At 57.0% G+C, this 22,864-nt stretch carries 20 protein-coding genes; 14 read left to right on the top strand and 6 right to left on the bottom strand.

Annotated features, from left to right (window positions below):
* Positions 1–5 precede the first annotated feature (5 nt).
* Genes AC0J4F_RS10475 through AC0J4F_RS10465 form a run of 3 tightly spaced genes read left to right on the top strand, consistent with a single transcriptional unit; the run spans position 6 to position 3,285 of the window.
* A complete protein-coding gene (locus AC0J4F_RS10475) occupies positions 6–1,010 on the top strand; it encodes an ABC transporter ATP-binding protein (protein WP_133953209.1) in 1,005 nt (334 codons plus the stop codon).
* Positions 1,007–1,780: an L-iditol 2-dehydrogenase gene (locus tag AC0J4F_RS10470; protein WP_473026187.1), complete on the top strand. Its 774-nt coding sequence runs from the start codon at positions 1,007–1,009 to the stop codon at positions 1,778–1,780. The genes AC0J4F_RS10475 and AC0J4F_RS10470 overlap by 4 nt, the downstream gene beginning before the upstream one ends.
* Positions 1,768–3,285 (top strand): mannitol dehydrogenase family protein, encoded by a 1,518-nt coding sequence (locus AC0J4F_RS10465; RefSeq protein ID WP_473026186.1) that lies wholly within the window; start codon positions 1,768–1,770, stop codon positions 3,283–3,285. The genes AC0J4F_RS10470 and AC0J4F_RS10465 overlap by 13 nt, the downstream gene beginning before the upstream one ends.
* Before the next feature lie 82 nt (positions 3,286–3,367).
* Here the strand turns inward: AC0J4F_RS10465 and AC0J4F_RS10460 are convergent, their stop codons facing one another.
* Positions 3,368–4,399, bottom strand: a complete 1,032-nt coding sequence (locus tag AC0J4F_RS10460; protein ID WP_473026185.1) for a LacI family DNA-binding transcriptional regulator — start codon at positions 4,397–4,399, stop codon at positions 3,368–3,370.
* A 203-nt stretch (positions 4,400–4,602) separates the two neighbouring features.
* Between AC0J4F_RS10460 and AC0J4F_RS10455 the strand changes: the two genes are divergently transcribed.
* The 5 genes from AC0J4F_RS10455 to AC0J4F_RS10435 all read left to right on the top strand — a co-directional run bounded on the left by AC0J4F_RS10455 (position 4,603) and on the right by AC0J4F_RS10435 (position 10,505).
* Positions 4,603–6,126, top strand: coding sequence for a sugar ABC transporter ATP-binding protein (locus AC0J4F_RS10455; protein ID WP_473026184.1), 1,524 nt, complete (start codon positions 4,603–4,605; stop codon positions 6,124–6,126).
* A 2-nt stretch (positions 6,127–6,128) separates the two neighbouring features.
* Entirely contained in the window at positions 6,129–7,145 is a 1,017-nt protein-coding gene (locus AC0J4F_RS10450) for an ABC transporter permease (RefSeq protein ID WP_133953199.1), read from the top strand.
* A 104-nt stretch (positions 7,146–7,249) separates the two neighbouring features.
* Entirely contained in the window at positions 7,250–8,206 is a 957-nt protein-coding gene (locus tag AC0J4F_RS10445; RefSeq protein ID WP_133953197.1) for a substrate-binding domain-containing protein, read from the top strand.
* A 76-nt stretch (positions 8,207–8,282) separates the two neighbouring features.
* Positions 8,283–9,338: a sugar phosphate isomerase/epimerase family protein gene (locus AC0J4F_RS10440; protein ID WP_473026183.1), complete on the top strand. Its 1,056-nt coding sequence runs from the start codon at positions 8,283–8,285 to the stop codon at positions 9,336–9,338.
* Between the two features lie 9 nt (positions 9,339–9,347).
* Positions 9,348–10,505: a Gfo/Idh/MocA family protein gene (locus AC0J4F_RS10435; RefSeq protein WP_133953193.1), complete on the top strand. Its 1,158-nt coding sequence runs from the start codon at positions 9,348–9,350 to the stop codon at positions 10,503–10,505.
* A 10-nt stretch (positions 10,506–10,515) separates the two neighbouring features.
* Here AC0J4F_RS10435 and AC0J4F_RS10430 read toward each other — a convergent pair whose 3' ends face one another.
* Both AC0J4F_RS10430 and AC0J4F_RS10425 read right to left on the bottom strand, forming a co-directional pair.
* Complete coding sequence (locus tag AC0J4F_RS10430; protein ID WP_473026182.1) at positions 10,516–11,913, bottom strand: M20 family metallopeptidase; 1,398 nt, start codon at positions 11,911–11,913, stop codon at positions 10,516–10,518.
* A 58-nt stretch (positions 11,914–11,971) separates the two neighbouring features.
* A complete protein-coding gene (locus AC0J4F_RS10425) occupies positions 11,972–12,883 on the bottom strand; it encodes a LysR family transcriptional regulator (RefSeq protein WP_209002789.1) in 912 nt (303 codons plus the stop codon).
* Positions 12,884–13,054: 171 nt separating this feature from the next.
* On the opposite strand from AC0J4F_RS10425, the gene AC0J4F_RS10420 reads away from it, so the two are divergent.
* The 6 genes from AC0J4F_RS10420 to AC0J4F_RS10395 all read left to right on the top strand — a co-directional run bounded on the left by AC0J4F_RS10420 (position 13,055) and on the right by AC0J4F_RS10395 (position 20,073).
* Complete coding sequence (locus AC0J4F_RS10420; protein ID WP_473026181.1) at positions 13,055–14,638, top strand: ABC transporter substrate-binding protein; 1,584 nt, start codon at positions 13,055–13,057, stop codon at positions 14,636–14,638.
* Between the two features lie 61 nt (positions 14,639–14,699).
* Complete coding sequence (locus AC0J4F_RS10415; RefSeq protein WP_133953187.1) at positions 14,700–15,677, top strand: ABC transporter permease; 978 nt, start codon at positions 14,700–14,702, stop codon at positions 15,675–15,677.
* Positions 15,674–16,591: an ABC transporter permease gene (locus AC0J4F_RS10410; RefSeq protein ID WP_473026180.1), complete on the top strand. Its 918-nt coding sequence runs from the start codon at positions 15,674–15,676 to the stop codon at positions 16,589–16,591. The genes AC0J4F_RS10415 and AC0J4F_RS10410 overlap by 4 nt, the downstream gene beginning before the upstream one ends.
* Positions 16,588–17,562, top strand: coding sequence for an ABC transporter ATP-binding protein (locus AC0J4F_RS10405; protein WP_473026179.1), 975 nt, complete (start codon positions 16,588–16,590; stop codon positions 17,560–17,562). The genes AC0J4F_RS10410 and AC0J4F_RS10405 overlap by 4 nt, the downstream gene beginning before the upstream one ends.
* Positions 17,559–18,557, top strand: a complete 999-nt coding sequence (locus tag AC0J4F_RS10400; RefSeq protein ID WP_473026178.1) for an ABC transporter ATP-binding protein — start codon at positions 17,559–17,561, stop codon at positions 18,555–18,557. Before AC0J4F_RS10405 ends, AC0J4F_RS10400 begins: the two co-directional genes overlap by 4 nt.
* Positions 18,558–18,648: 91 nt before the next feature.
* Positions 18,649–20,073: a M20 family metallopeptidase gene (locus AC0J4F_RS10395; protein ID WP_473026177.1), complete on the top strand. Its 1,425-nt coding sequence runs from the start codon at positions 18,649–18,651 to the stop codon at positions 20,071–20,073.
* Positions 20,074–20,269: 196 nt separating this feature from the next.
* Here the strand turns inward: AC0J4F_RS10395 and phnE are convergent, their stop codons facing one another.
* The 3 genes from phnE to AC0J4F_RS10380 all read right to left on the bottom strand — a co-directional run bounded on the left by phnE (position 20,270) and on the right by AC0J4F_RS10380 (position 22,799).
* Positions 20,270–21,070 carry a phosphonate ABC transporter, permease protein PhnE gene (gene phnE, locus AC0J4F_RS10390; protein ID WP_473026176.1) on the bottom strand — a complete coding sequence of 267 codons (801 nt, stop codon included), beginning with the start codon at positions 21,068–21,070 and terminating at the stop codon, positions 20,270–20,272.
* Positions 21,067–21,843 (bottom strand): phosphonate ABC transporter ATP-binding protein, encoded by a 777-nt coding sequence (locus AC0J4F_RS10385; protein ID WP_473026175.1) that lies wholly within the window; start codon positions 21,841–21,843, stop codon positions 21,067–21,069. Before AC0J4F_RS10385 ends, phnE begins: the two co-directional genes overlap by 4 nt.
* Positions 21,844–21,947: 104 nt before the next feature.
* The gene (locus AC0J4F_RS10380) at positions 21,948–22,799 is read right to left on the bottom strand and encodes a PhnD/SsuA/transferrin family substrate-binding protein (protein WP_209174482.1); all 852 of its coding nucleotides are present in this window, start codon (positions 22,797–22,799) and stop codon (positions 21,948–21,950) included.
* Positions 22,800–22,864: the final 65 nt, after the last annotated feature.

Below are 22,864 nucleotides of genomic sequence, written 5' to 3'. Positions count from 1 at the left end.
CTGTCATGGGACAAATAACACTCAAGCAGGTGACCAAGAGGTTCGGCAACGTCGAAGTCATTCCCTCGCTCGATCTCGAAATCGGGGACGGAGAATTCACGGTCTTTGTCGGCCCATCCGGATGCGGCAAATCCACATTGCTCCGGCTGATTGCCGGTCTGGAAGACACGACCTCCGGACAGATCCTGATCGACGGGCAGGATGCGACCAGCGTCCCACCGGCCAAACGGGGTCTGGCGATGGTCTTCCAATCCTATGCGCTTTATCCGCATATGTCGGTCCGCAAGAACATTGCTTTTCCCCTGCGCATGGCAAAGCTCGACAAGGCCGAACAAGACCGCAGGGTCGAACAGGCCGCCGCTGTCCTGAACCTCACCGATTATCTCGACCGGCGCCCCGGCCAACTCTCCGGCGGGCAGCGCCAGCGTGTTGCAATCGGCCGGGCAATTGTCCGCGAACCATCCGCTTTCCTCTTTGACGAACCCTTGTCGAACCTTGATGCGGCTCTGCGGGTTGGCATGCGGCTGGAAATCTCTGAACTGCACGAACGTCTCAAGACAACGATGATTTACGTGACTCACGATCAGGTGGAAGCCATGACCATGGCGGACAAGATTGTTGTTTTGCGCGCCGGACACATCGAGCAGGTCGGGTCTCCACTTGAGCTTTACAAAAACCCGCGCAACCAGTTCGTAGCCGGGTTCATCGGCTCACCTAAAATGAACTTCATTGAAGGCGAAGAGGCCGCCAAGCACGGTGCCCACACCATTGGCATTCGGCCGGAACATATTTCGGTTTCCGAGACTGAAGGCTTGTGGTCCGGCGTTGTGAGCGTCTCCGAACACCTGGGCTCCGATACCTTCTTTCATGTTCACAACACCGGACTGGCAGACAGCATAACGGTGCGGGCCGATGGAGAAGTCGGATTCCGTCATGGAGACCGGATCCATATGACCCCACGCGACGATGTCATTCACAAGTTCGATGCCAACGGGTTGAGGCTTTCATGAAACGGCTGGACGGTAAAACCGCTCTGATCACGGGCGCAGCCCGTGGGATCGGCCTCGCCTTTGCAAAGGCCTATGTTGCCGAAGGCGCGAAGGTGGCCATTGCGGACATTGACAGCGCCCGAGCCCATCAGGCGGCAGCCGACCTGGGACCGGCAGCCATCGCCGTAGAAATGGATGTTACCCGGCAGGAAAGCATTGATACGGCCGTCAGCGAGACAGTGTCGCAACTCGGCCAAATCGATATCCTGATCAACAACGCAGCGATTTTCTCAGCAGCGCCCGTCGTCGAGATTGATCGCGCTGACTTCGCCAGGGTTTTTGACATCAATGTCGCCGGAACCCTGTTCACCCTACAGGCGGTGGCCAGGCATATGATTGAGCGCGGCGGCGGTGGCAAGATCATCAATATGGCGAGCCAGGCAGGCCGCCGGGGCGAGCCGCTGGTTGCGGTTTACTGTGCGAGCAAAGCCGCCATCATCAGCCTAACCCAGTCGGCGGCCCTCAATCTGATCGAGCATGGCATCAATGTGAACGCGATCGCGCCGGGTGTTGTCGACGGCGAGCACTGGGATGGCGTCGATGCGTTCTTTGCCAAATATGAAAACAAGGCGCCCGGTCAAAAGAAAAGGGAAGTCGGCGAGGCTGTCCCCTTTGGCCGGATGGGAACGGCAGAAGACCTCACGGGCATGGCCGTGTTTCTCGCAAGTGAAGACGCCAATTACATCCTTGCACAGACGTACAATGTGGATGGCGGGCAATGGATGAGCTGATCACTCTTTCAGATGCGACGTTGACCGCGGTTTCGTCCGGGGTCACCAAGCCAGGATATGATCGCTCTGCCCTAAGACCCGGAATTGTCCATATCGGTGTCGGCAATTTCCATCGGGCTCATCAGGCCTGGTATCTGCATCGCTTGATGCAGGAAGGGCACGCCCACGACTGGGCCATTATCGGTGCAGGCGTTCGGCCGTATGATGCGGCAATGCGGGACAAGCTCATTGCCCAAGATTGCCTGACGACGCTGGTTGAACTGAACCCTTCGAAAACGTCTGCAGAAATCGTTGGATCCATGATCGACTACCTGCCGATTACCGCGGACAACAAACCCCTCATTCAGAAAATGGCTGACCCGGCCATACGCATCGTTGCCTTAACGGTCACCGAAGGCGGTTACTACACCGATCCGGTCACGAAGGAATTCGATGCCCGGCATGCGGATATCCAGCACGATGCGCAGCATCCGGAAACGCCAAAGACCGCCTTTGGCGCTTTGGTAGCAGCTTTAAAGCGCCGGCGAGATCAGGGGCACGGCCCTTTTACCGGACTAAGTTGCGACAATCTCTTGGCCAATGGCCAGATCCTGCGTCAGACCGTGTTGGGACTCGCCCGTCTTTCGGATCCGGATCTAGCGGACTGGATTGATGCAAACTGCACCTTTCCAAACTCCATGGTCGATTGCATTGTTCCAGCAACCGGCCCTCGGGAGATCGCACTTGCCCGCGAATTCGGCCTGGATGACCAGGCACCGGTTTCTCACGAAACCTTCCGCCAGTGGGTTTTGGAAGACAGGTTTTGCGCGGGCCGTCCCGATTGGGAGAAAGTCGGGGCAACATTTACCGACGATGTCCACGGCTACGAGATGATGAAGTTGCGGCTGCTGAATGCCGGGCATCAGGTCATTGCAAACGCCGGAGAGATCCTGTCCCTGAGCACCATAGCAGACTGCATGGCGCATCCTCTGATATCAGAACTGTTCTCAAGAGTCCTGAAAGACGAGATTGTTCCGCATGTTTCTGCGGTTCCGAACATGACCCCTGCCCAATATGTCGACCTCATTCGGAGCCGTTTCTCAAACCCGGCCGTCTTGGACACCACGCGGCGCGTTGCCTTTGACGGGTCTTCCCGGCACACAGGCTTTGTGCTGCCGGCTATACGAGATGGTCTTGAGAACGGCACGCCAATCGAGGGATTGGCCCTCGTGGAAGCCCTTTGGGCCAGAATGTGCGAAGGGTCGAGAGAAGATGGGTCGCGGATAGAGCCCAACGACCCCTTTTGGTCACAGCGCACGGACGCGGCGCAAAACGCGCGCTTAAGACCGCTCGCGTGGTTAGAACAGTCCGACGTCTATGGCGAGATTGCCGCAAACGAACGGTTTGCCGCTGCATTCGAACACTGGCTTGGGCGCATCTGGTCAAACGGTTGCGAGACCGCACTGCGGGAGTATTTGCAAATAGCCCAGACTGCGACCGCAAGGACTGCTAGCAACCCTGGCTAAATCCAGGCATCCATCTGATACGGTTAAGATGAGGCACGACTCTTTGGTTCGAAGGGGCAACCGGTTCTGTCCCGACAAAAATTCAACGGTCCTTTCGAACACCCGCGCAGCTTTCTCTGACGATGAGATCGCCGTGAAGGAGATGTGTCTGGACTGAGAGGGTGCGATTGGCCAATCGATCTAGCAAGAGGGACATTGCCATCTCGCCAATGTGCTGGCGGGGTTGGCGTATCGTTGTGAGACCCGGCGTGAAGTTGTTGGCGAAAGGAATATCGTCGAACCCCAGAACAGAAAAGTCCTCCGGGACGCGGTATCCGCGCATCTGCAATGCTGAAATCACACCGATGGCCGTATTGTCGTTGAAACAGAAAAACGCAGTCGGAAGGTCATCCTTGATGAACAAGCGCTCGACAGCTGCCCGGCCACTTTCCGCTGACCCGTCCCCTTCCAGGCGCCAATCTCGTAAGGAAACAGCGGATTCCATCAAGCCCTTCTTATAGCCGGAATGCCTGAGATCGCTGCGCACATCGGCAGGACCGCCAGAAATGAAAACAATCCTCCGGTGGCCAAGAGAAATCAGGTATTCGGTCGCCATCTTTGCACTAGCGACATCATCAACACCGACATAACTGATGTCGCCCCGGTCAACTGGCCGTTCAGTCGCAACAATCGGCGGAAGAGCTGTCAAAGGTGTTTGCGGTTCACCAGCAACGGGAATGTGTCCCGTCAACAGAATGAGACCGTCCGCCATGCCTGTTGACAGGAAGCGCAGATAGTTTTGCTCAAGACCCGTTGTTCCTTCGGTGTTACCGATAAGCACTCCGTACCCTCTGTCATTGGCTGCTTTTTCCAAGCCTGTGAGAATGCCGGCGAAGTTTGGATCGGCAATCGCAGAAGCCAGCACCAGGACCATCTGGGAGCGCTGCATCCGAAGGTTCTGCGCCATCGCGTTGGCGGTGTAACCGGTTCTTGCAATGGCCGCCGTTACTTTTTTCCGGGTACTCTCGGCAACCTTTTCCGGGGACCGGAGCGCACGGCTGACTGTCGCGATAGACACGCCCGCAAGCTTTGCGACGTCTTCAATGGTCGCCGGCCGGCTGCCCGGATCATCCATTATTTTACCCCGGTTTTGTTGCGGTGCGGCGTTTCATTAACCTCATGAAATTCAACACCTCTCTACGCTGTATAGGTTCTTACATGCCCTTTGAAAAGGTTTACAATCTAAAATGTAAAGGTTTACATCACAGCTGAAAACGTTTACATAACCTTATGACAGCGAGGAAAAAAAGAACGCTGCTGTCTGGGAGGAACTCTGAGATGCAACACCATTCGCCCCCGATGGAGGCGGTGATTGAGGCCGTCAACATCAGCAAATCCTTTGGGCCGGTGCCAGTGTTGTTCAGCGTCAGCATGGACATCCGGGCGGGCGAGGTTCATGCGCTGATCGGCGAGAATGGCGCGGGCAAGTCAACCTTGATGAAGATCCTGTCCGGCTTCCACGACCCGACAACCGGTCACATCAAGCTCAACGGCACGACGACCGAACTCCCTCCCAATGGCGCTGCAGAAAAACTTGGCGTCGTTCTGATCCACCAGGAACTCAATCTTGCAGAACAGATGACGGTCGAAGAGAACGTCTTTCTCGGTCGGGAATTGAAATCAAATGGATTTCTAGACCGGGCGGGCATGAGATCTCTTGTCCAAAAGTACCTGGATGATGTCGGTCTCGACATCTCCCCTTCTGACCGAATTTCAGATCTCACAATTGCACAAAAGCAAATGGTCGAGATCGTCAAAGCTGTCAGCAGAAACGCACGCATCCTCATTATGGACGAGCCAACGGCCGTTCTGACGGAAGAGGAAACGGAGATCTTCTTCCGGCAAGTCCAGAAGCTGAAACAAACTGGCGTCGGCATTGTGTTCGTGTCGCACAAGCTGAATGAAGTTAAAGCTATTGCGGACCGGGTGACCGTCCTGCGCGATGGCCAATGGATCGACACGCGCCTGGCGAACGAACTGACCCCAGATGCCATGGCCCAGATGATGGTCGGCCGGGAACTGTCTGACCTTTATCCGCCGATGCACGAAGCGGACGTAGACGCAGACCTGGTTCTGGAGGTTCAAAACCTTTCAACACCCGGCGCGCGCAATGTCAGCTTCAACCTGCGCAAGGGTGAAATCCTGGGGTTTTCGGGACTGATCGGGTCAGGCCGAACAGCGGTCTTTGAGGCCATTTGTGGATTGGCGCCTGTCGAGAGCGGCCGGATCCGGCTCTTTGGAACCGAAGTAAGAGCCCTGTCCGTTGCCGCAGCAAGAGACGCAGGGCTTGCCTACCTGACGAAGGACCGGAAGGAGAAAGGGTTGCTTCTGGACAAGAAGATGCAGCCCAACCTGACCCTGTTTGCCTTGCCGAAATTCATCAAAAACTTCACGCTCGACAGCACCGCTGAAGCCAATGCGCTCGAGCGCGCCATCCGGCGCTTCGATGTCCGGGCACGGGATCAGGACATCGTTGTCGGAAAGCTCTCCGGCGGCAATCAGCAGAAGTTGCTGCTCGCGAAAATCATGGAATGCGATCCGAAGATTGTTGTCATAGATGAACCCACCCGCGGGATCGATGTCGGCACCAAACAACAAATTTATCATTTCATCGCTGCGCTGGCAGCGGAAGGCGTTTCGGTCGTGGTGATCTCCTCGGAGATGCCAGAAATCATCGGAATTTGCCACCGTGTTGTGGTCATGCGGGAAGGCCAGATCACCGGAGTACTGACCGGAGATCACATCAACGAAAACGAAATCATGCGCTATGCCGCCGGGCTGAAACGGGAGGAACTCCATTGACCATGTCGAGCGTATCGGAAAACAACGCGGAAAAGACACCCAAGCGCATTGCGATTGACTTCAAGACGCTGGGGCCAGCGTTGGCTCTTCTCCTGCTTTGTGTGATTGGTTTCCTACTCAACCCCGCCTTCGTGAGTGAAGGCAACCTGACCAACTTGCTGACGCGGTCAGCGTTTATCGGCATTATTGCCGTGGGCGCGACCTTCGTCATCACCGCTGGCGGGATCGACTTGTCGGTGGGCTCAATGGCAGCGGCCATTTCCGGCGTGATGATCATTGTCATGAACAATGCCGTTGAAACGCTCGGGACCGGTGTGCCAACCGTCCTGTTTGGGTGTGGCTTGGCGATCCTCCTCGGCATCGGCGCAGGCTGGATCAATGGAGCCCTGACCACCAAGGGGAAGATCGAGGCGTTTATCGTGACGCTGGGCACCATGGGGATCTACCGGTCTTTGGTGACCTATTTCGCGGACGGCGGCACCCTGTCGCTCAACTTCGATATTCGGGGCACGTACCGGCCGGTCTACTATGACAGTTTTCTGGGACTGCCGATCCCGGTCTGGGTCTTCATCGCGGTCGCAATCTGTGGCTGGCTGCTCTTGAACCGGACAGCGTTCGGACGCTACTGCACGGCTATCGGATCAAATGAAGCCGTCGCCAAGTACTCGGCAATCAATGTCGATCGGGTCAAGACGCTGACATACATCATCCAAGGCCTGTGTGTGTCCTTTGCGACCATCATTTATGTCCCCCGCCTTGGTTCTGCCTCAGCATCGACAGGCGTGTTATGGGAGCTGGAAGCCATCGCGGCCGTGATCATCGGCGGAACGGTCCTCAAAGGCGGTTACGGGCGCATTGGCGGCACGATCCTGGGTGCGCTCATTCTGACCACCATCGGCAACATTCTGAACTTCACGGACATGATTTCAAACTACCTCAATGGAACCATGCAGGGGTTGATCATCATCGTTGCTGTGCTGCTGCAGCGCAGTGACTGGAAACTCAAAAAGAACGGCTGAGCACGGCCCACTAGATCCACGGAATAGGGACCCGTCCCCAATTTGAACCGGCTCGCACCGGACGGGAGAGGTGCGCCTTGAGGAAAGCATCGGAGGAGGAAACTATGCTAGGAAGAAAAACACTGGGTGCGATGGCACTGACGGGGCTGATCGCCCTTAGCGGAACGGCAGTCGCAGAAGAAAAGATCAAGATCGGTGTCAGCTACCCAACACCGACCCACGCCTGGGCCGCCGGGATGAACTGGCACGCGGAGCAGGCCGAAAAACGTCTGGAGGCTCTTTATCCGGACGTGGACCTGATCCTCGTGAACTCTCCGGACCCAGGCGCACAGGCAAGTGCGCTGGAAGACCTCGTATCGGTCCATCAGATCGATGCACTCGTCGTTCTGCCGTTTGAATCCGAACCGCTCACCGACCCGGTCCTGAACGTCAAGAAATCCGGAGCCTGGATCACCGTTGTCGATCGTGGTCTCAGCCAACCGGGCATCGAAGACCTCTATGTTGCTGGCAACAATCCTGAGCTTGGCCGCGTGTCGGCCCAGTACATGAAGGGCCGCCTCAAGGACGGCGACAACATCGTTGTCTTGCGCGGCATTCCAACCGTGATCGACAACGAACGCTTTGATGCGTTCATGGCGGAAATCGAAGGCTCTGGTATCAACGTTCTGGATCACAAGCATGCCAACTGGAACCGTGACGACGGTTTTGAAGTCATGCAGGATTTCCTGTCCCGCTTCCCGGACATTGATGCGGTGTGGGCACAAGACGATGATATCGCGATCGGCGTGGTCGCAGCATTGAAACAGGCAGGCCGTGACGGCAACGGCATGTTTGTTGTCGGAGGTGCTGGCATGAAGGAAATCATCAAAGGCATCATGGATGGCGATGAGCTGATCCCTGTGAACGTCCTCTACCCGCCGGCAATGATTGCAACCGCGATGGATGCAACGGTCAACGCTTTCAAGTCGAATGGCCCTGTGGCCGGCCGGTACATTCTCGGGGCGACACTCATCACCCGTGAAAACGCAGAAAGCTACTACTTCCCAGAGTCGCCATTCTAAGACGTCGCTTCGTGCGGGCCGGGGTTCAGTCACGTATCCCGGCCCTCAAAAACTCTATTTCATTCAAGAGGTCGTCATGAAAACGATAAAGGGGCCTGCGCTTTTTCTTGCCCAGTTTGCAGGAGATGAAGCGCCGTTCAATTCCTGGGACGCGATTACGAAGTGGGCTGCCGATTGCGGATACAAAGGGGTGCAGGTCCCAAGTTGGGATGGCCGGCTCATTGATCTGGAAAAAGCCGCCAGCTCGAAGGGATACTGCGACGACTTTGCCGGACAAGCTCGAGAGAACGGCGTTGAGGTCACCGAGCTTTCAACCCATCTGCAAGGTCAGCTTGTGGCCGTCCACCCGGCTTATGACACAGCCTTTGACGGTTTTGCAGCTCCGGAAGTCCGGGGCAATCCGGCCGCGCGCCAGGCCTGGGCCGTGGATCAGGTCAAGCAGGCGTTAACGGCCAGCCGCAACCTTGGCATCACCGCCCATGCGACGTTTTCCGGCGCTCTGGCGTGGCCTTACATCTATCCCTGGCCGCAGCGACCGGCTGGACTTGTTGAGACCGCGTTTGACGAACTTGCCAAGCGCTGGCGGCCAATTCTGGATTATGCGGACGATATGAGCGTGGATGTTTGCTACGAGATCCATCCAGGCGAGGATCTTCATGATGGCGCAACGTACGAGATGTTCCTGGAACGCGTTAACAATCATGCTCGCGCAAAGATGCTCTATGACCCGTCGCACTACGTGCTTCAGTGTCTCGACTATCTCGACAACATCGACATCTACAAGGACCGGATCGGCATGTTCCACGTCAAGGATGCCGAGTTCAATCCGACCGGCCGCCAGGGCGTTTACAGCGGCTATCAGCCCTGGGTTGACCGGGCTGGGCGGTTCCGCTCCTTGGGCGACGGACAGGTCGACTTCGGCGCTATATTTTCCAAGATGGCAGCCAACGACTTCGACGGCTGGGCGGTCGTCGAATGGGAATGCTGCCTGAAGCACCCGGAAGACGGTGCCCGGGAAGGCGCGCAATTTGTTGCCGACCATATCATCCGCGTCACTGAAAAAGCCTTTGATGACTTTGCCGACGGCGGGACCGATGAAGCGGCAAACCGCAAGATGCTGGGTATTGGATAGGAGCACGACATGGCCATTGAAGGAACAGAAGTCACATTCCAACGCCCGCTCCGCCTCGGCATGGTCGGCGGCGGCAAGGATGCCTTTATCGGCGCGGTTCACCGGATCGCAGCACGGCTCGACAACAGTTTTGAACTGGTCGCAGGCGCCTTGTCCTCCACACCGGACAAGGCCATCGCCTCCGGGCAGGCTCTCGGCCTCAAGGCAGACCGGATCTATAGTTCCTTTGAAGACATGGCCAAACGGGAGGCCCGGCTGAAGGACGGGATCGAGGCCGTTGCCATCGTGACGCCGAACCATGTCCACTATCCGGCTGCCAAGGCGTTTTTGAAACGCGGCATTCACGTCATCTGCGACAAGCCGATGACCTCCACGCTGGCGGACGCCAAAAAGCTGGCCAAAGCGGCCGGGAACTCCCAAGCCCTCTTTATTCTGACCCACAATTACACCGGCTATCCGATGATCCGCCAGGCGCGGGAGATGGTTCAAAACGGCGATCTTGGAACAATCCGGGTCATTCAGGTCGAATACCCGCAGGATTGGCTGACGGTCGAACAGCACAACAAGCAAGCCGACTGGCGCACGGACCCTGCCCGGTCCGGTGCAGGTGGTGCGACAGGAGACATTGGCACCCACGCCTACAATCTGGCTTGCTTTGTGACCGGCCTGCGCGCCGAGAGCCTTGCCGCCGATTTGCAGTCCTTCGTCCCAGGCCGTCAGGTTGATGACAACGGCCACGTCATGTTGCGCTTTGACGGCGGGGCACGCGGGATGCTCTGGTGTTCACAGGTCGCACCGGGCAATGAGAACAATCTCAAGCTCCGGGTCTATGGCGACAAGGCCGGCATTGAATGGCATCAGGAAGATCCGAATTATCTGCAGTATTCGCCGTTCGGAGAACCAGCCCAGCGCCTGACAAGAGGCGGCGCGGGCATGCTGGAGAGCATCGCGCCCACCACACGGATCCCGCCCGGACACCCGGAAGGCTATCTGGAAGGCTTTGCCAACCTCTACCGGGAAGCCGCCGACGCAATCCGGGCTCATGCGAAAGGCGAGACACAAACAACGCTTTTGCCCGGCATTCAAGAGGGCCTTGCAGGCGTTGAATTTGTCGACGCCTGCGTAAGATCATCAACCAGAAATGCGGCTTGGGTGAAACTAGGGTGACATCTGAACGTTAGGGAAACCCGTCTCCCAGATCCCAGAACAAGCCTGTCATCATCTCCAGTCCTTCTTTCATCAGATGAGGCAGGACGTGTTCGTTGGGGGCGTGCTGGGAACAGCCGGTGTAACTGTGTGGAACCCAGAGCGTTGGCATGCCGATGGTGTTGAGAAAGATGTCGTTTGGCAGGGAACCACCGGCATTCGGGATAACGGTGACCGGTTTTCCAGTCGTCTTTTCAATTGAAGTGACAGCCCAGGCAACGGCCGGATGTTCCGGATCGAGCCGTGAAGCGCGCAGCATCGACATCCGGGCCGGTTCAACCGTGATGCCATCAAACCCGTTGTCTTTCAGGTGTTGCTGAATCAGAGGTAAGAATGTGTCGGGGTCCGTATCCACCACAAAGCGGATCTGGCAGATGGCTTCGGCAAAGGGGGGAACAGCGTTTTGCGGTTTCTCCGGATCTCCTGCAATGAAAGACAGGACTTCAAATGTATTCCAGCCAAAGACTTTTTCCGCGCTGCTCAAGCCCGGCTCTCCCCACCAGGGATCAATCTCCGGATCATCCGGTCCGGATGTAACCGTCACCTTGGCAAGCGCGTCGCGCACGGAATTCTTGATATGGGCAGGTTTCAGGCCGGGATGAAGGATTTCGCCGGTTCGGCTGACCAGGGTCGTGAGCGCATGCATGAGCACGATGGCCGGATTGGCAAGGAGTCCTCCCCAATTGCCGGAATGGTGGCCACCTTCCCGGTATTCCAGACGGAACCTCAGGTTCAAACCGCCTCGCGTACCAAGTTTGATATCCGGCGCATCTGTTGAAAACCGCGGACCGTCCGATGCAATCAACAGATCGGCTGCCAGCATATCCCGGTTGTCCCGGCAAAATTCATAGAGCCCGGGCGAGCCCATTTCTTCTGCCATCTCGATCAGGAACGTGGCGTTGTAACCAAGACGGCCGCGCGTATCGATCACATGGCGCATGGCTTCCATATTGATGGCATGCTGCGCCTTGTTGTCGGCTGTGCCGCGGCCATACCAGCGGGGACCGGACGGTGGTTGCGCGACATCCAGCGTCCAGGGATCCCGGTCCTCGTTCCAGCGGCCTTCTTCTCCAGGAACCGTGTCCCCGTGTCCGTAGCAAAACAGTGTAGGCAGGCTTGGATCCTCGATCCGCTTGGCAACGAGAAAGGGCGCCCGGTCGAGCATTTCATTGGGGTGGATGTCGACAGCAAATCCCATCGCTTCGAACCGCTTACGCATCTCTGTCTCCAGATAGCGCGTCAGGTCGGGCCGGTGCTCCTCCTCCCGGCTGGATGTTTGGACAGCGACCAGCGCAGTTAGATCCTTCTGAAAACTGCCATCTTCGAAACTCTTTGCCGCTGCCTCAATTGCCGCGCTGCGTGTTGTCATGCCTCAATCCTTGTCTGTATCTCTTTGTTTGCAATTGTTCGTCGTGGCTGATCGCCGGTCAAACGGCTTCTGAGTAGTCATCGGCCGGTGTGGTCGATTTGATGTATTCCATGAACTGCTGAGCGAGCTCTGACGGTTGGCGCCCCGCGGGCAACACGAAGCTGGTATCATAAGTGATCGGTGCGTCGAATGGCCGGACAGAGATGTTCGGCACACCAACGGAAAGTACGGGAAAGGGATTGAGTACGGTCACACCCAGCCCTTCACGGACAAGCTCCAGTGCGGCCATGTTCGTCGCCGTTTCCGCAACCGTTCGGGGTTTGACACCAGAGCGGGCAAACAACTGTTCGGTGATCGCGCGGGTGCCGAGCCGCCTTAGAAACTCGATCAACTCTACACCTTCCAGATCCGCAGGAGTGACGATTTCCTTCGCCTCAAGGGGATGCCCTTTGGGCATTGCGCAAACCACATGGGAGCGGAGCCACGGCACGAGAGTGACACCAGAGCGCTGAATCATCGCGCTGGTCAGCCCCAGGTCATAACGCAGATCCAGGATACCTGAGACCAACACATCCGTTGCCTGAATATCCAGCTGCAGGTTCTTGCCCGGGTTCTGTTTCAAGAACGCGGCCACTCTTGTGATGATGAAGTTATGGGCAAGTGTGGGCGGAACAATGAGGCGCAAGGGCTCTTCATCGGCCTCCGCCCATTCCGCGCCTTCAATCAGAGCGAGCGTTTCAAAAAGTGGATCAAGCTGCTCGTTGAGCCTGAGCGCCGCGGCGGTCGGTTCGATTTTGCCGGCGCTCCGCAAAAACAGAGTCCGGCCAACCCGCTGCTCCAATTGCCCCAACGCGCGACTGACAGAGGACTGCGAAACACCGAGGCGCCGCGCGGCACCAATGGTCGTGCCGGTGGTCACGAGCGCACGGAGCGCTTCCATTTCCCTCAGTCTGTGCCGTGGCTCTGCCATAGGTTGAGATCTGCCTTATAAATGGTCATGCCTACAAGATGAATTAAGCTATGCAAAAATGGATTAAATTCTCTGTTGGCAATGAATTTTCTGCAAGCTACCATCCTTTTCAGCGTGCGGCAAAAAGGTCCGGCAAAAGGACACCGCGCCTTCCGAGGGAGTTATATTGTCATGAGAAAACTTACTGCCGCAGCCGCGGTGTCTGTAAGCGTGTTTGCCTTGTTGACCGGGGCAGCATCCGCGGAAAAACTGACCATTGGGTTGGCCTCCGAGCCAACAGCGATGGATCCTCATTTCCACAATCTGGGTCCGAACAACGCGATCTCGTATCACCTGTTTGATCGCCTGATTGCGCAAGACGAAAAGCAACGTTTGTCGCCGGGCCTTGCCGTTTCTTGGCAACCGATCGATGAGTTGACATGGGAATTCAAACTGCGCGAAGGCGTGAAATTCCATGACGGCAGCGACTTCAATGCCGATGACGTCATTTGCACTATGGAGCGGGCTCCCGATGTCCCGAATTCCCCATCTGGCTTCGGCACCTATTTGAAGGGCAAAACCTTCAAGAAGATCGACGACTACACGGTCCACATCTCCACCGAAACGCCGTATCCGCTGATGGCGAACGACATTTCGACGATCCCGGTGATCTCGGACAGCGCGGGATGTGGCGCGGCGACAGAAGACTTCAACACTGGTACCGCTGCGATTGGCACCGGTCCGTTCAAGTTCGGAAGCTACAAGCCGGGTGAAAGCATCACCATGGCGCGCAACGATGACTATTGGGGCGACGCTCCGATCTGGAGTGAAGTCGACTTCCGCCCGATCAAATCCGGTCCGAGCCGTGTCGCCGCTCTGCTTGCTGGTGATGTCGATATGATTGCAAGCGTTCCGACGACAGATATCGGCGTGCTTGAAGGCAAGGACGAGATCCAGCTCAGCCAGGGTGTTTCCAACCGGGTCATCTATCTCCATTTGGACCAGTTCCGCGAGAACTCCCCCTTTGTGAAGGGCACTGACGGCAGCGAGATTAAGAACCCGCTTCTGGACCAGCGCGTACGTCTGGCAATCTCCAAGTCTATCAACCGGAATGCGATCGTCGACCGGGTGATGGAAGGCGTGGCACTGCCAGCCGGTCAGCTGTTGCCGGAGGGTTTCTTTGGCGTTTCGGAAAACCTGCAGCCGATTGATTACGACCCGAACGGTGCGAAGGAACTGTTGGCAGAAGCCGGATATCCGGACGGTTTCCAATTGACCATTCATGGCCCGAACGATCGCTACATCAATGATGCGAAAATCGCCGAGGCGATCGGTCAGATGCTGACACGGGTCGGCATCAAGACTGCCGTCGAAACCATGCCGCGTTCCGTCTATTTCGGCCGCGCGTCCCGTGGCGGTGCCGATGGTCAGCCGGAGTTCAGCTTCATCCTGGTCGGCTGGGGTGCCGGTTCGGGCGAAGCTTCATCTCCGCTGAAGTCCCTGATCCACACATACGACAAGGACAAGGGCTTCGGGTCATCAAACCGTGGGCGCCACTCCAATGCGGAAATCGATGCGAAGATCGAAGAAGCATTGAGGACCGTTGATGATGAAAAGCGTCAGGACCTGCTCGCGGAAGCCACCGAGATGGCCATCAATGATGTCGCGATCATCCCGACCCACTTCCAGGTCAACACCTGGGCGGCCAAGAAGGGCCTGAAGTATATTCCCCGCACCGACGAGTACACGCTCGCCATGGGTGTCGTGAAGGAATAACCAGCGATTTCCGGGCCGCTGATCTCAGCGGCCCGGAATTTCCCTGAACCTGGAACTCCTTATGTCTGTTTTTGTCATCCGCCGGCTGATGCAGGCGTTCCTCGTCGTGTTTCTCATGTCGGTGATCGTCTTCTTCGGTGTGAACATTGTTGGCGACCCGGTCTATATGCTGGTCAGCCCTGATGCCGATCAGGCCGACATCGAGGCCGCAATCCGCCGGCTTGGTCTCGACCGTCCAATCTGGGATCAATATCTGCTGTTTCTGAAGGGCGCCGCACAGGGCAACTTGGGCGATTCCTTCATCTTCGGCGAACCAGCCTTGAAGCTGATCCTGCACCACATGCCCGCCACACTGGAGCTTGCGTTCAGTGCATTGATGCTTGCCATTGTCATTGGCATTCCGCTTGGTCTATTTTCCGGGCTTTATCCGGACAACCCGATTTCCAAGGGAATCATGGCCGGATCCATTCTCGGGTTTTCCCTGCCGACATTCTGGGTCGGTTTGATGCTCATATTGCTGTTCGCCGTTGAACTCGGATGGCTGCCCTCAACAGGGCGAGGTGACACGGCCACGATTTTCGGGATTGAGACAAGTCTGGCGACCTGGGACGGTCTCCGGCACATATTTCTGCCCGCGCTTAATCTGGCACTTTTAAAAATTTCGCTTGCCATCCGCTTGACGCGGGCAGGTGTGCGGGAAGCGATGAGCCAAGACTACGTGAAATACGCAAGGGCCAAGGGCATTTCGACCAGGCGGATCATCTTTGTTCATGTGATGAAGAACATCATGATTCCTGTTGTGACAGTCATGGGCCTGGAATTCGGCAGCCTCATCGGATTCTCTGTTGTGACAGAAACGATCTTTGCCTGGCCAGGAATGGGCAAGTTGCTGATCGACGCCATTCTTCAACTCGACCGGCCCGTCGTCGTCGCCTACCTGATGATCATGGTGCTGTTCTTCGTGGTCATCAACTTGGTCGTTGACATCCTTTATTCAATTCTGGACCCGCGTGTCCGTTTGCAGGATCAGGGCGCATGACAGACACCACACTGCAATCTCCAGCACCTGCCAAAGTTAAGGTTGAGACACCGTTTCAACGGTTCAGGGCTGAGTTTTTCGAAAGCCGAATTGCGGCAACGGCGTTCTTCGTGCTCGTGATCATCATGGCCCTTGCCGTACTTGCGCCCTGGATCACGCCGCAAAACCCCTATGACCTGGCGCAGGTCGATGTTCTGGACGGACGGCTGCCGCCCGGATCGGAAGCATTCGCCGGATATACCATGTGGCTGGGCTCCGATGGCGCAGGCCGGGATCTTTATTCGGCTATTCTTTATGGGCTCAGGATTTCCATCTCTGTGGGCTTGGCGTCCGGCGTGATCGCGTTGTTTGTCGGGATGGTCGTTGGCCTGATCGCCGCTTACGCTGGTGGCAGGACGGAAGCCGTCATCATGCGGGTTGTTGACCTTCAATTGTCGTTCCCGGCAGCCTTGGTGGCCCTGATGCTGGTGGCCGCATTAGGCAAGGGCATCGACAAGATCATTCTTGCGCTTGTTGTCGCCCAATGGGCCTATTACGCGCGAACTGTTCGTGCGACGGCCTTGGTTGAGCGTGGCAAGGAATACGTTGAAGCAGCGCAGTGTCTCGGGCTTTCCAAGACAAGGGTTGTCTTCCGCCACATCCTACCGAACTGCCTCGCCCCTCTGATCGTGGTTGGAACAGTGCAGACAGCGCATGCGGTTTCGCTCGAGGCAACGCTCTCTTTCCTTGGGGTGGGTCTGCCGCAAACTGAACCGTCACTTGGCGTTCTGATTGCCAACGGTTTTGAGTACATGCTGTCGGGCCGTTACTGGATCTCTGTCTTTCCCGGGATTGCGCTTCTGCTGACCGTTGCCTCGATCAATCTCGTCGGCGATCAGCTGCGCGACGTTCTCAATCCGAGGATGAAGAAATGACGGCGGTTCTCGAAGTTGCCGGATTGAAGACGCATTTCTTCACCCACGCGGGTGTCGTCAAAGCCGTGGATGGCGTTGATTTCACCGTCAACAAGGGCGAGGTGATGGGTCTCGTCGGGGAATCGGGGTCAGGCAAGTCCATCACCGGGTTCTCCATTCTGGGCCTGATCGATCAGCCGGGACGGATCGTCGAAGGCTCGATCCGCTTCAACGGCGATGAGATTGCCAATGCACCGGAAGAGACGCTGAAATCCATCCGCGGCAATCGGATATCGATGATCTTTCAGGATCCGATGATGACGCTGAACCCGGTTCTGCGTATCGATTCCCAGATGATGGAAGCTATCTTTGCACACGAGAAAGTCTCGAAGAAAGAAGCCTGGCAACGGTCGCGGGATGCACTGGGCCTTGTCGGCATCCCCTCCCCCGAAGAGCGGCTAAAAGCCTATCCGCACCAACTGTCCGGCGGCATGCGCCAAAGGGTATCGATCGCGATCGCATTCCTCAACAAACCGGATTTGATCATCGCCGACGAGCCAACGACGGCGCTGGATGTCACAATCCAGGCACAGATCATCCACGAAGCGCAGAAGCTGACGCGCCAAACGGGCACTGCGATGATCTGGATCACGCACGATCTCGCCGTCGTCGCGGGCCTCGCCAACCGGATCTCTGTGATGTACGCGGGCCGGATCGTCGAGCAGGGTCTGACCGACGATGTCATAGACCGCCCGCTGCATCCCTACACGGTCGGGCTCCTCGGATCTGTTCCAACCGCAAACAAGCGCGGCGAACGATTGTTCCAGATTGAAGGTATGACGCCGAACATGCTGGCCCTCCCCGAAGGCTGTGCCTTTGCCCCGCGGTGCAGATCAGCAAGTTCAGCCTGCAAAGCCCCGCCGCCGATCACTCATGTCGCGAACCGGGATATCCGCTGTTTTAACCCTCAGGCACAGGCTGCAGCCGAATGAACGCGCCACTTGTTGAGATCAAAGACGTTTCGAAACGTTTTGCCAAACGGCTCGATATTGCCGAAATAGTCGCGCAAAAACTGGGTGCTGGCATCCGGGAGGAAATCGTCCACGCCGTCGATGAAGTGAACCTCACCGTCAAGGAAGGTGAAGTGCTGGGTCTTGTCGGCGAATCTGGCTGCGGCAAATCAACGCTTGGCCGTGTTGTTGCAGGCATTCATGCCCCAAGCTCCGGACAGCTGCTGTTTCAGGGCCAGGACGTCGCCACGATGTCGCGCGCTGACAAGAAAGCGGCAACACTCGCCATTCAGATGATTTTTCAGGATCCCTTCGCCAGCCTCAATCCACGGATGCGTGTGGAAGACATCATTGGCGAAGCGCCGCAAGTCCACGGTGTCGTTTCAAGGTCAGAAGCCTCTGACTACGTCGACGACATCATGAAGAAGGTCGGTCTGGATCCATCTTTGAAACGGCGATACGCGCACCAGTTTTCTGGAGGCCAGCGTCAGCGCATCGGTATTGCCCGGGCCTTGGCGGTCAAGCCGAAGTTTCTGGTGTGCGATGAGGCGATTGCGGCCCTGGACGTGTCGATCCAGGCGCAGGTTATCAACCTCTTCATGGATCTGCGCGAAGAGTTTGGCCTGACCTATCTTTTCATCAGCCACGATCTCAGCGTTGTCGAACACATCGCGGACCGGGTCGCGATCATGTATCTCGGCCGGATTGTCGAAAGCGCCTCGACCGAAGAGATCTTCAGCGCGCCGAAACACCCCTACACAAAAGCCCTGCTTGCAGAAGCACCCCGGCTGGATCAGCGAAAGCGGGACTTTGCGCCGATTGAGGGCGAAATCCCGTCTCCACTGGATCCGCCGAAAGGATGTTTCTTCAACCCGCGTTGTCCACATGCACAGGACCTCTGCCGCCAGGAACAGCCGGGCCTTGAGACATTTGGCGACGGCCATTCGGTCGCTTGCCACTACTGGAAGACGCTCTGATCCCGGCAGTCGGGATTGCCAATACGAAAACCTGCCCCGTGCCGCATTTGTGCGGCGCGACGGGACTCTGCTGACCTTTTGGGAGGACACAATGAAAAATACGGATCGCGTGTGGGATCTGGTCGACAGCCGCCGGGAGGACTACATCGGCCTTTCCGACCGTGTCTTTGACCTGCCGGAAATTGCCTATACCGAATTCAAGTCCGTTGCTGAGCATAAGAAAATGCTGGAACAGGAAGGGTTCAAGATCACAGAAGGTGTCGCCGGCATTCCAACGGCGATCGTGGGCGAAGCAGGCGATGAAGGTCCGGTCATTGCCATTTTGGGCGAGTTCGACGCCCTTCCCGAACTTGGTCAAGTTGCTGGTGTTGCCGAACATCAGCCGGTCGAGGCTGGCGGCCCCGGGCATGGGTGCGGCCACAACCTTCTCGGCTCCGCGGCCTTGATGGCGGCCTCTGCTGTGAAGGACTACCTGGCAGAACGCGGGCTCAAAGGACGTGTGCGCTACTACGGCTGCCCCGCCGAGGAAGGTGGCGCTGCCAAAACCTTCATGGTCCGCGCGGGTCTGTTCGACGACGTCGATGCAGCAATCTCCTGGCATCCGGCTACCTTCACCGGGGTCAACGAAGCCAAATCCCTTGCAAACACGCGGATCGATTTCACTTTCCATGGCCGCGCGGCTCATGCGGCCGGTGCCCCTGAACTTGGCCGCAGTGCTCTCGATGCAATCGAACTCATGAACGTGGGCGTAAATTACATGCGCGAGCACATGCCAGACGATGCCCGGGTACATTACGCCTATCTGGATGCCGGCGGGATTGCGCCCAACGTCGTCCAGTCCAAGGCAACCGTGCGCCAGCTGGTGCGGGCGCGGAACCTCAAAGAACTGCGCGACCTTATCGGGCGGGTGCGCAAAATTGCCGAAGGTGCAGCGCTCATGACCGAGACAACAGTCGAGACCAGTGTTGTTAGTGGCGTCTCCAATCTGCTTGGCAACCGCCCTTTGGAAGAAACCATGCAGCGCAATCTGGACCGGTTGGGCGCCCCTGGTTTCGATGAAACAGACCGCATCTTTGCAAACAAGATCCGTGAGACGCTCAGTGAGGACAATATCAACGTCTCGTTCCGCCGCATTGGGGCAGAAGTTGATCCAGATCTCGCGCTGTGTGATTTCGTTGCCCCGCTGGATCGCCAAAGCGAAGGTGGAGAAGGGTCCACCGATGTTGGCGATGTAAGCTGGGCTGTGCCGACCGTTCAAGCCCGCGTTGCCACCTGTGCAGTTGGCACTCCGTTCCACACATGGCAGCTGACCGCACAAGGAAAGGCACCGGCTGCACACAAGGGCATGGTCCACGCTGCAAAGATTATGGCAGGCACAGCGGTTGATCTCTTTGAGGACGCTGGTGTTTTGAACCAGGCCATTGATGCACACAAGGTGACGCTGGCCAAAGACCCCTATGCCTGCCCGATCCCGGATGAGGTTGGACCTCCGCTGAAAGCCATGAGCAATCAGTAGGTACAAACAGACACTTTGTGAGCGCTGGCCGGCAATTGTCTTGCTTCTATGCGAAACACGTCCGGCCAGCCGCAATCAAAAAATCGCTGGGGCAGATCACCCTCACTCGATGGGCACCTAGCAGCAGGTTCATGCTTCCCAGCGGTTTGCGCTTGGCATCCAACATGATTTGGAATGCCCCTGAAGCGCAGCGGATCTACTGCAGTTTGCTGCGCAGCCAGTCGGTTATGAATTCCATCACGAGCACGATCACGAAGATCACCAAAATAATCGCGGACGCATTCTTGTACTGGAAGAGATCGAAGGCCGCCTTCAATTCCTGACCGATCCCGCCAGCACCGACAAGACCCAAAACGACGGAAGACCGGACAGCTTTTTCCAACGCAAACAGGGCTGTGTTGATCATTGATGGTGCGGCATCCGGCAATATTCCACCCATGAGGATAGACACCTTGTTGGCACCGATCGCTGCGAGCGCTTCCTGCGGCTCCTTGTCGGCGTCTTCCATGGCTTCCGCGAAAAACCGGCCGCAAAACCCGATTGTGTCGACAACGATCGTCATGGTGCCGGCAACGGCGCCCAGCCCGACTGTCACCACAAATAAAAGCGCCCAAACCAGATCGGGGATAGTCCGAAGTAGAGAAATGATAGCTTTCACCAGCCAGAATGCCGGACCGATGGGAGACACTTTTTTCGCAGCCAGCCATCCAATCGGCAGACTGAGAGCAATCCCGATCGCGGCACCCGCCAAGGCAATTTGAAATGTCTCGACGAGGCGCATTCCCACCCGCGTCAGGAAATTGGCGTCCGTGTTGGGCGGCCACATGCGGTCAAGCAGGTTGATCATACTCGGCAACCCATCCGCCAATTGGCCAAGTGATGGCGCAACAGAGTTGATGGAACTCAGAACAATCGCCGCAACAACAAGGATCAGCACGAAGTTGATCGACGACATTCCAGAAAAACGGGACCGGAGGTCTGGGGACACACCACTCATTGGAATGTGTCCCGAAGGTCTTGGTCAGAGACTTCGCGCGAGGCTTTGTCAAACAGGATTTGCCCATTTTTCAGAGCCACGATCCGATCGGAATACGCCGCAGCGTGGTCCATGTCATGGCTGGTGAAGAGCAAGGTAATCCCGTGCGCCTGAGCAAGTTCAGAGAATAGGCGCATGACCTCTGAACCAGATACAGGATCAAGGCTGGCGGCCGGCTCATCGGCAATGATCAGCCGTGGCCCACGCACGATTGCGCGCGCAATTGCAACACGCTGTTGCTGCCCTCCTGACAACGCATCAGCCCGGTTCCGCGCCCTCTCGGCCAGATTAACATCCTCAAGGGCTGACATCGCTTTCGCGCGCCAACTCGAAGGCGCCGTCGCCTGATTGAAGGCGCGCCAACTGCCGGGCAAACCCAGCATGCCGTGGACAACATTGCTTAAAACCGAGTGCCGTTTCACCAGACAGTGTTTTTGAAAGACAAAACCGGTCTGCTTGCGCAATTGTGCGCGCTGCGCAGCGGTCGGCATGGAGCCAAAGGTTTCACCCAGTGTCTGGACTGATCCCTCGTTCACAGCATGCAACCCGATAAGGCACTTCAACAAAGTCGATTTGCCGCTGCCATTGGAGCCGATCAATGCGACACGCTCGCCGTGGCGGATGGTCAAGTTGACGCCCTTCAGGACCGGAAACTGGCCATTCTTGTACTGTTTCTTAAGTGCCGACGTTGCAATCGCAACATCTTTGGTATCGGCGAGAGGCGTGTGAAGCACCGCGCGGTCCTCAGGATTCTCTGTGTCAATTTTCGGTGCAAGACACAGCGACAGCACCGGAAAGGAGCGCGATCGCCCGCGCTCCCGCTATCTTCAAGAGGAGGTTAGTCACCAACGAATGAAGAGGTGTCGACACCAATGGTCTGGTACATGTCGCGAACGTAGTTGTAGTTCTCATCGTTCACGCCGGTCAGGAAGAAGCCACCACCATACTTTTGGTTGTCTTCGCCCTTCAGAACAGCAGCCATCAGCGCTCCGCTGTTTTCCAGGAACGCAGTCTTGATTTTTTCCAAAGCATCACGATCCATGTCCGGACGAGCGACCAGGATGTCGTTCGGAAGATCACGGCCCCGGGCAATGACCTTGAAGGCTTCGCCAGGGAACGCATCGCGAATGCGGCGCAAGTGGCTGTCGTTCATGCCAACAGCCTGTACATCGCCACGGATCAGAGCTTCGATGGCCACGTTGCGGGAAATAATCTGCGGCGTGTAGTCAGTGCCGTAAGCAAGACCGAAGTCAGCGAGAACCTGCGCCGGGCCAAGGTGCTGAGACGTTGAGCCGACACTCCCGAAAGTCACGGTCTTGCCCTTGAGGTCCTGTGGCCCGTCAATCTCACCTTCTGCCATCACCACGATCTGGGCGAAGTAGTTGGGACGCTGCCAAGCAACCACGATTTCCGCGTTGGTCAGTTCCTTCATCACGACATATTCAGCCGGACCGGTCAGAACCAGATCGACCTTATTCTGGTTCATGGACTCAACGGCGGACGTGCGGGAGCTGACCGGAAACAGTTCGATGTCCAAACCTGTTGTGTCTTCCAGAGCCTTTTCAAAGGCAGAAAATTCCTGCTGCAGGGCTTCCAGGCCTTCGATGTCGGTGACCGCAAAACGAACAGGTTCAGCGGCAACAGGGAGCGCGAAAATCATTGCAGCTGCAGCAATGGCAGAACGAAGCATGTTGAATTCTCCAATGGCTATTCCTGTGTACACAGGAGTGTCATACAGCCTCCCTATAGATCTCC

This window comes from Roseibium sp. R5, assembly GCF_055755305.1.
The sequence above is the reverse complement of the archived record's forward strand: the minus strand, read 5'-3'. Positions and strand labels throughout refer to the sequence as shown.

Coding starts and splice junctions, on each gene's coding strand:
- AC0J4F_RS10460 (WP_473026185.1), bottom strand. CDS start 4,399: ATGGATGATCCGGGCAGCCGGCCGGCGACCATTGAAGACGTCGCAAAG.
- AC0J4F_RS10380 (WP_209174482.1), bottom strand. CDS start 22,799: ATGCTTCGTTCTGCCATTGCTGCAGCTGCAATGATTTTCGCGCTCCCT.
- AC0J4F_RS10470 (WP_473026187.1), top strand. CDS start 1,007: ATGAAACGGCTGGACGGTAAAACCGCTCTGATCACGGGCGCAGCCCGT.
- AC0J4F_RS10440 (WP_473026183.1), top strand. CDS start 8,283: ATGAAAACGATAAAGGGGCCTGCGCTTTTTCTTGCCCAGTTTGCAGGA.
- phnE (WP_473026176.1), bottom strand. CDS start 21,070: ATGAGTGGTGTGTCCCCAGACCTCCGGTCCCGTTTTTCTGGAATGTCG.
- AC0J4F_RS10455 (WP_473026184.1), top strand. CDS start 4,603: ATGCAACACCATTCGCCCCCGATGGAGGCGGTGATTGAGGCCGTCAAC.
- AC0J4F_RS10405 (WP_473026179.1), top strand. CDS start 16,588: ATGACGGCGGTTCTCGAAGTTGCCGGATTGAAGACGCATTTCTTCACC.
- AC0J4F_RS10400 (WP_473026178.1), top strand. CDS start 17,559: ATGAACGCGCCACTTGTTGAGATCAAAGACGTTTCGAAACGTTTTGCC.
- AC0J4F_RS10410 (WP_473026180.1), top strand. CDS start 15,674: ATGACAGACACCACACTGCAATCTCCAGCACCTGCCAAAGTTAAGGTT.
- AC0J4F_RS10430 (WP_473026182.1), bottom strand. CDS start 11,913: ATGACAACACGCAGCGCGGCAATTGAGGCAGCGGCAAAGAGTTTCGAA.
- AC0J4F_RS10395 (WP_473026177.1), top strand. CDS start 18,649: ATGAAAAATACGGATCGCGTGTGGGATCTGGTCGACAGCCGCCGGGAG.
- AC0J4F_RS10450 (WP_133953199.1), top strand. CDS start 6,129: ATGTCGAGCGTATCGGAAAACAACGCGGAAAAGACACCCAAGCGCATT.
- AC0J4F_RS10475 (WP_133953209.1), top strand. CDS start 6: ATGGGACAAATAACACTCAAGCAGGTGACCAAGAGGTTCGGCAACGTC.
- AC0J4F_RS10465 (WP_473026186.1), top strand. CDS start 1,768: ATGGATGAGCTGATCACTCTTTCAGATGCGACGTTGACCGCGGTTTCG.
- AC0J4F_RS10425 (WP_209002789.1), bottom strand. CDS start 12,883: ATGGCAGAGCCACGGCACAGACTGAGGGAAATGGAAGCGCTCCGTGCG.
- AC0J4F_RS10420 (WP_473026181.1), top strand. CDS start 13,055: ATGAGAAAACTTACTGCCGCAGCCGCGGTGTCTGTAAGCGTGTTTGCC.
- AC0J4F_RS10445 (WP_133953197.1), top strand. CDS start 7,250: ATGCTAGGAAGAAAAACACTGGGTGCGATGGCACTGACGGGGCTGATC.
- AC0J4F_RS10435 (WP_133953193.1), top strand. CDS start 9,348: ATGGCCATTGAAGGAACAGAAGTCACATTCCAACGCCCGCTCCGCCTC.
- AC0J4F_RS10415 (WP_133953187.1), top strand. CDS start 14,700: ATGTCTGTTTTTGTCATCCGCCGGCTGATGCAGGCGTTCCTCGTCGTG.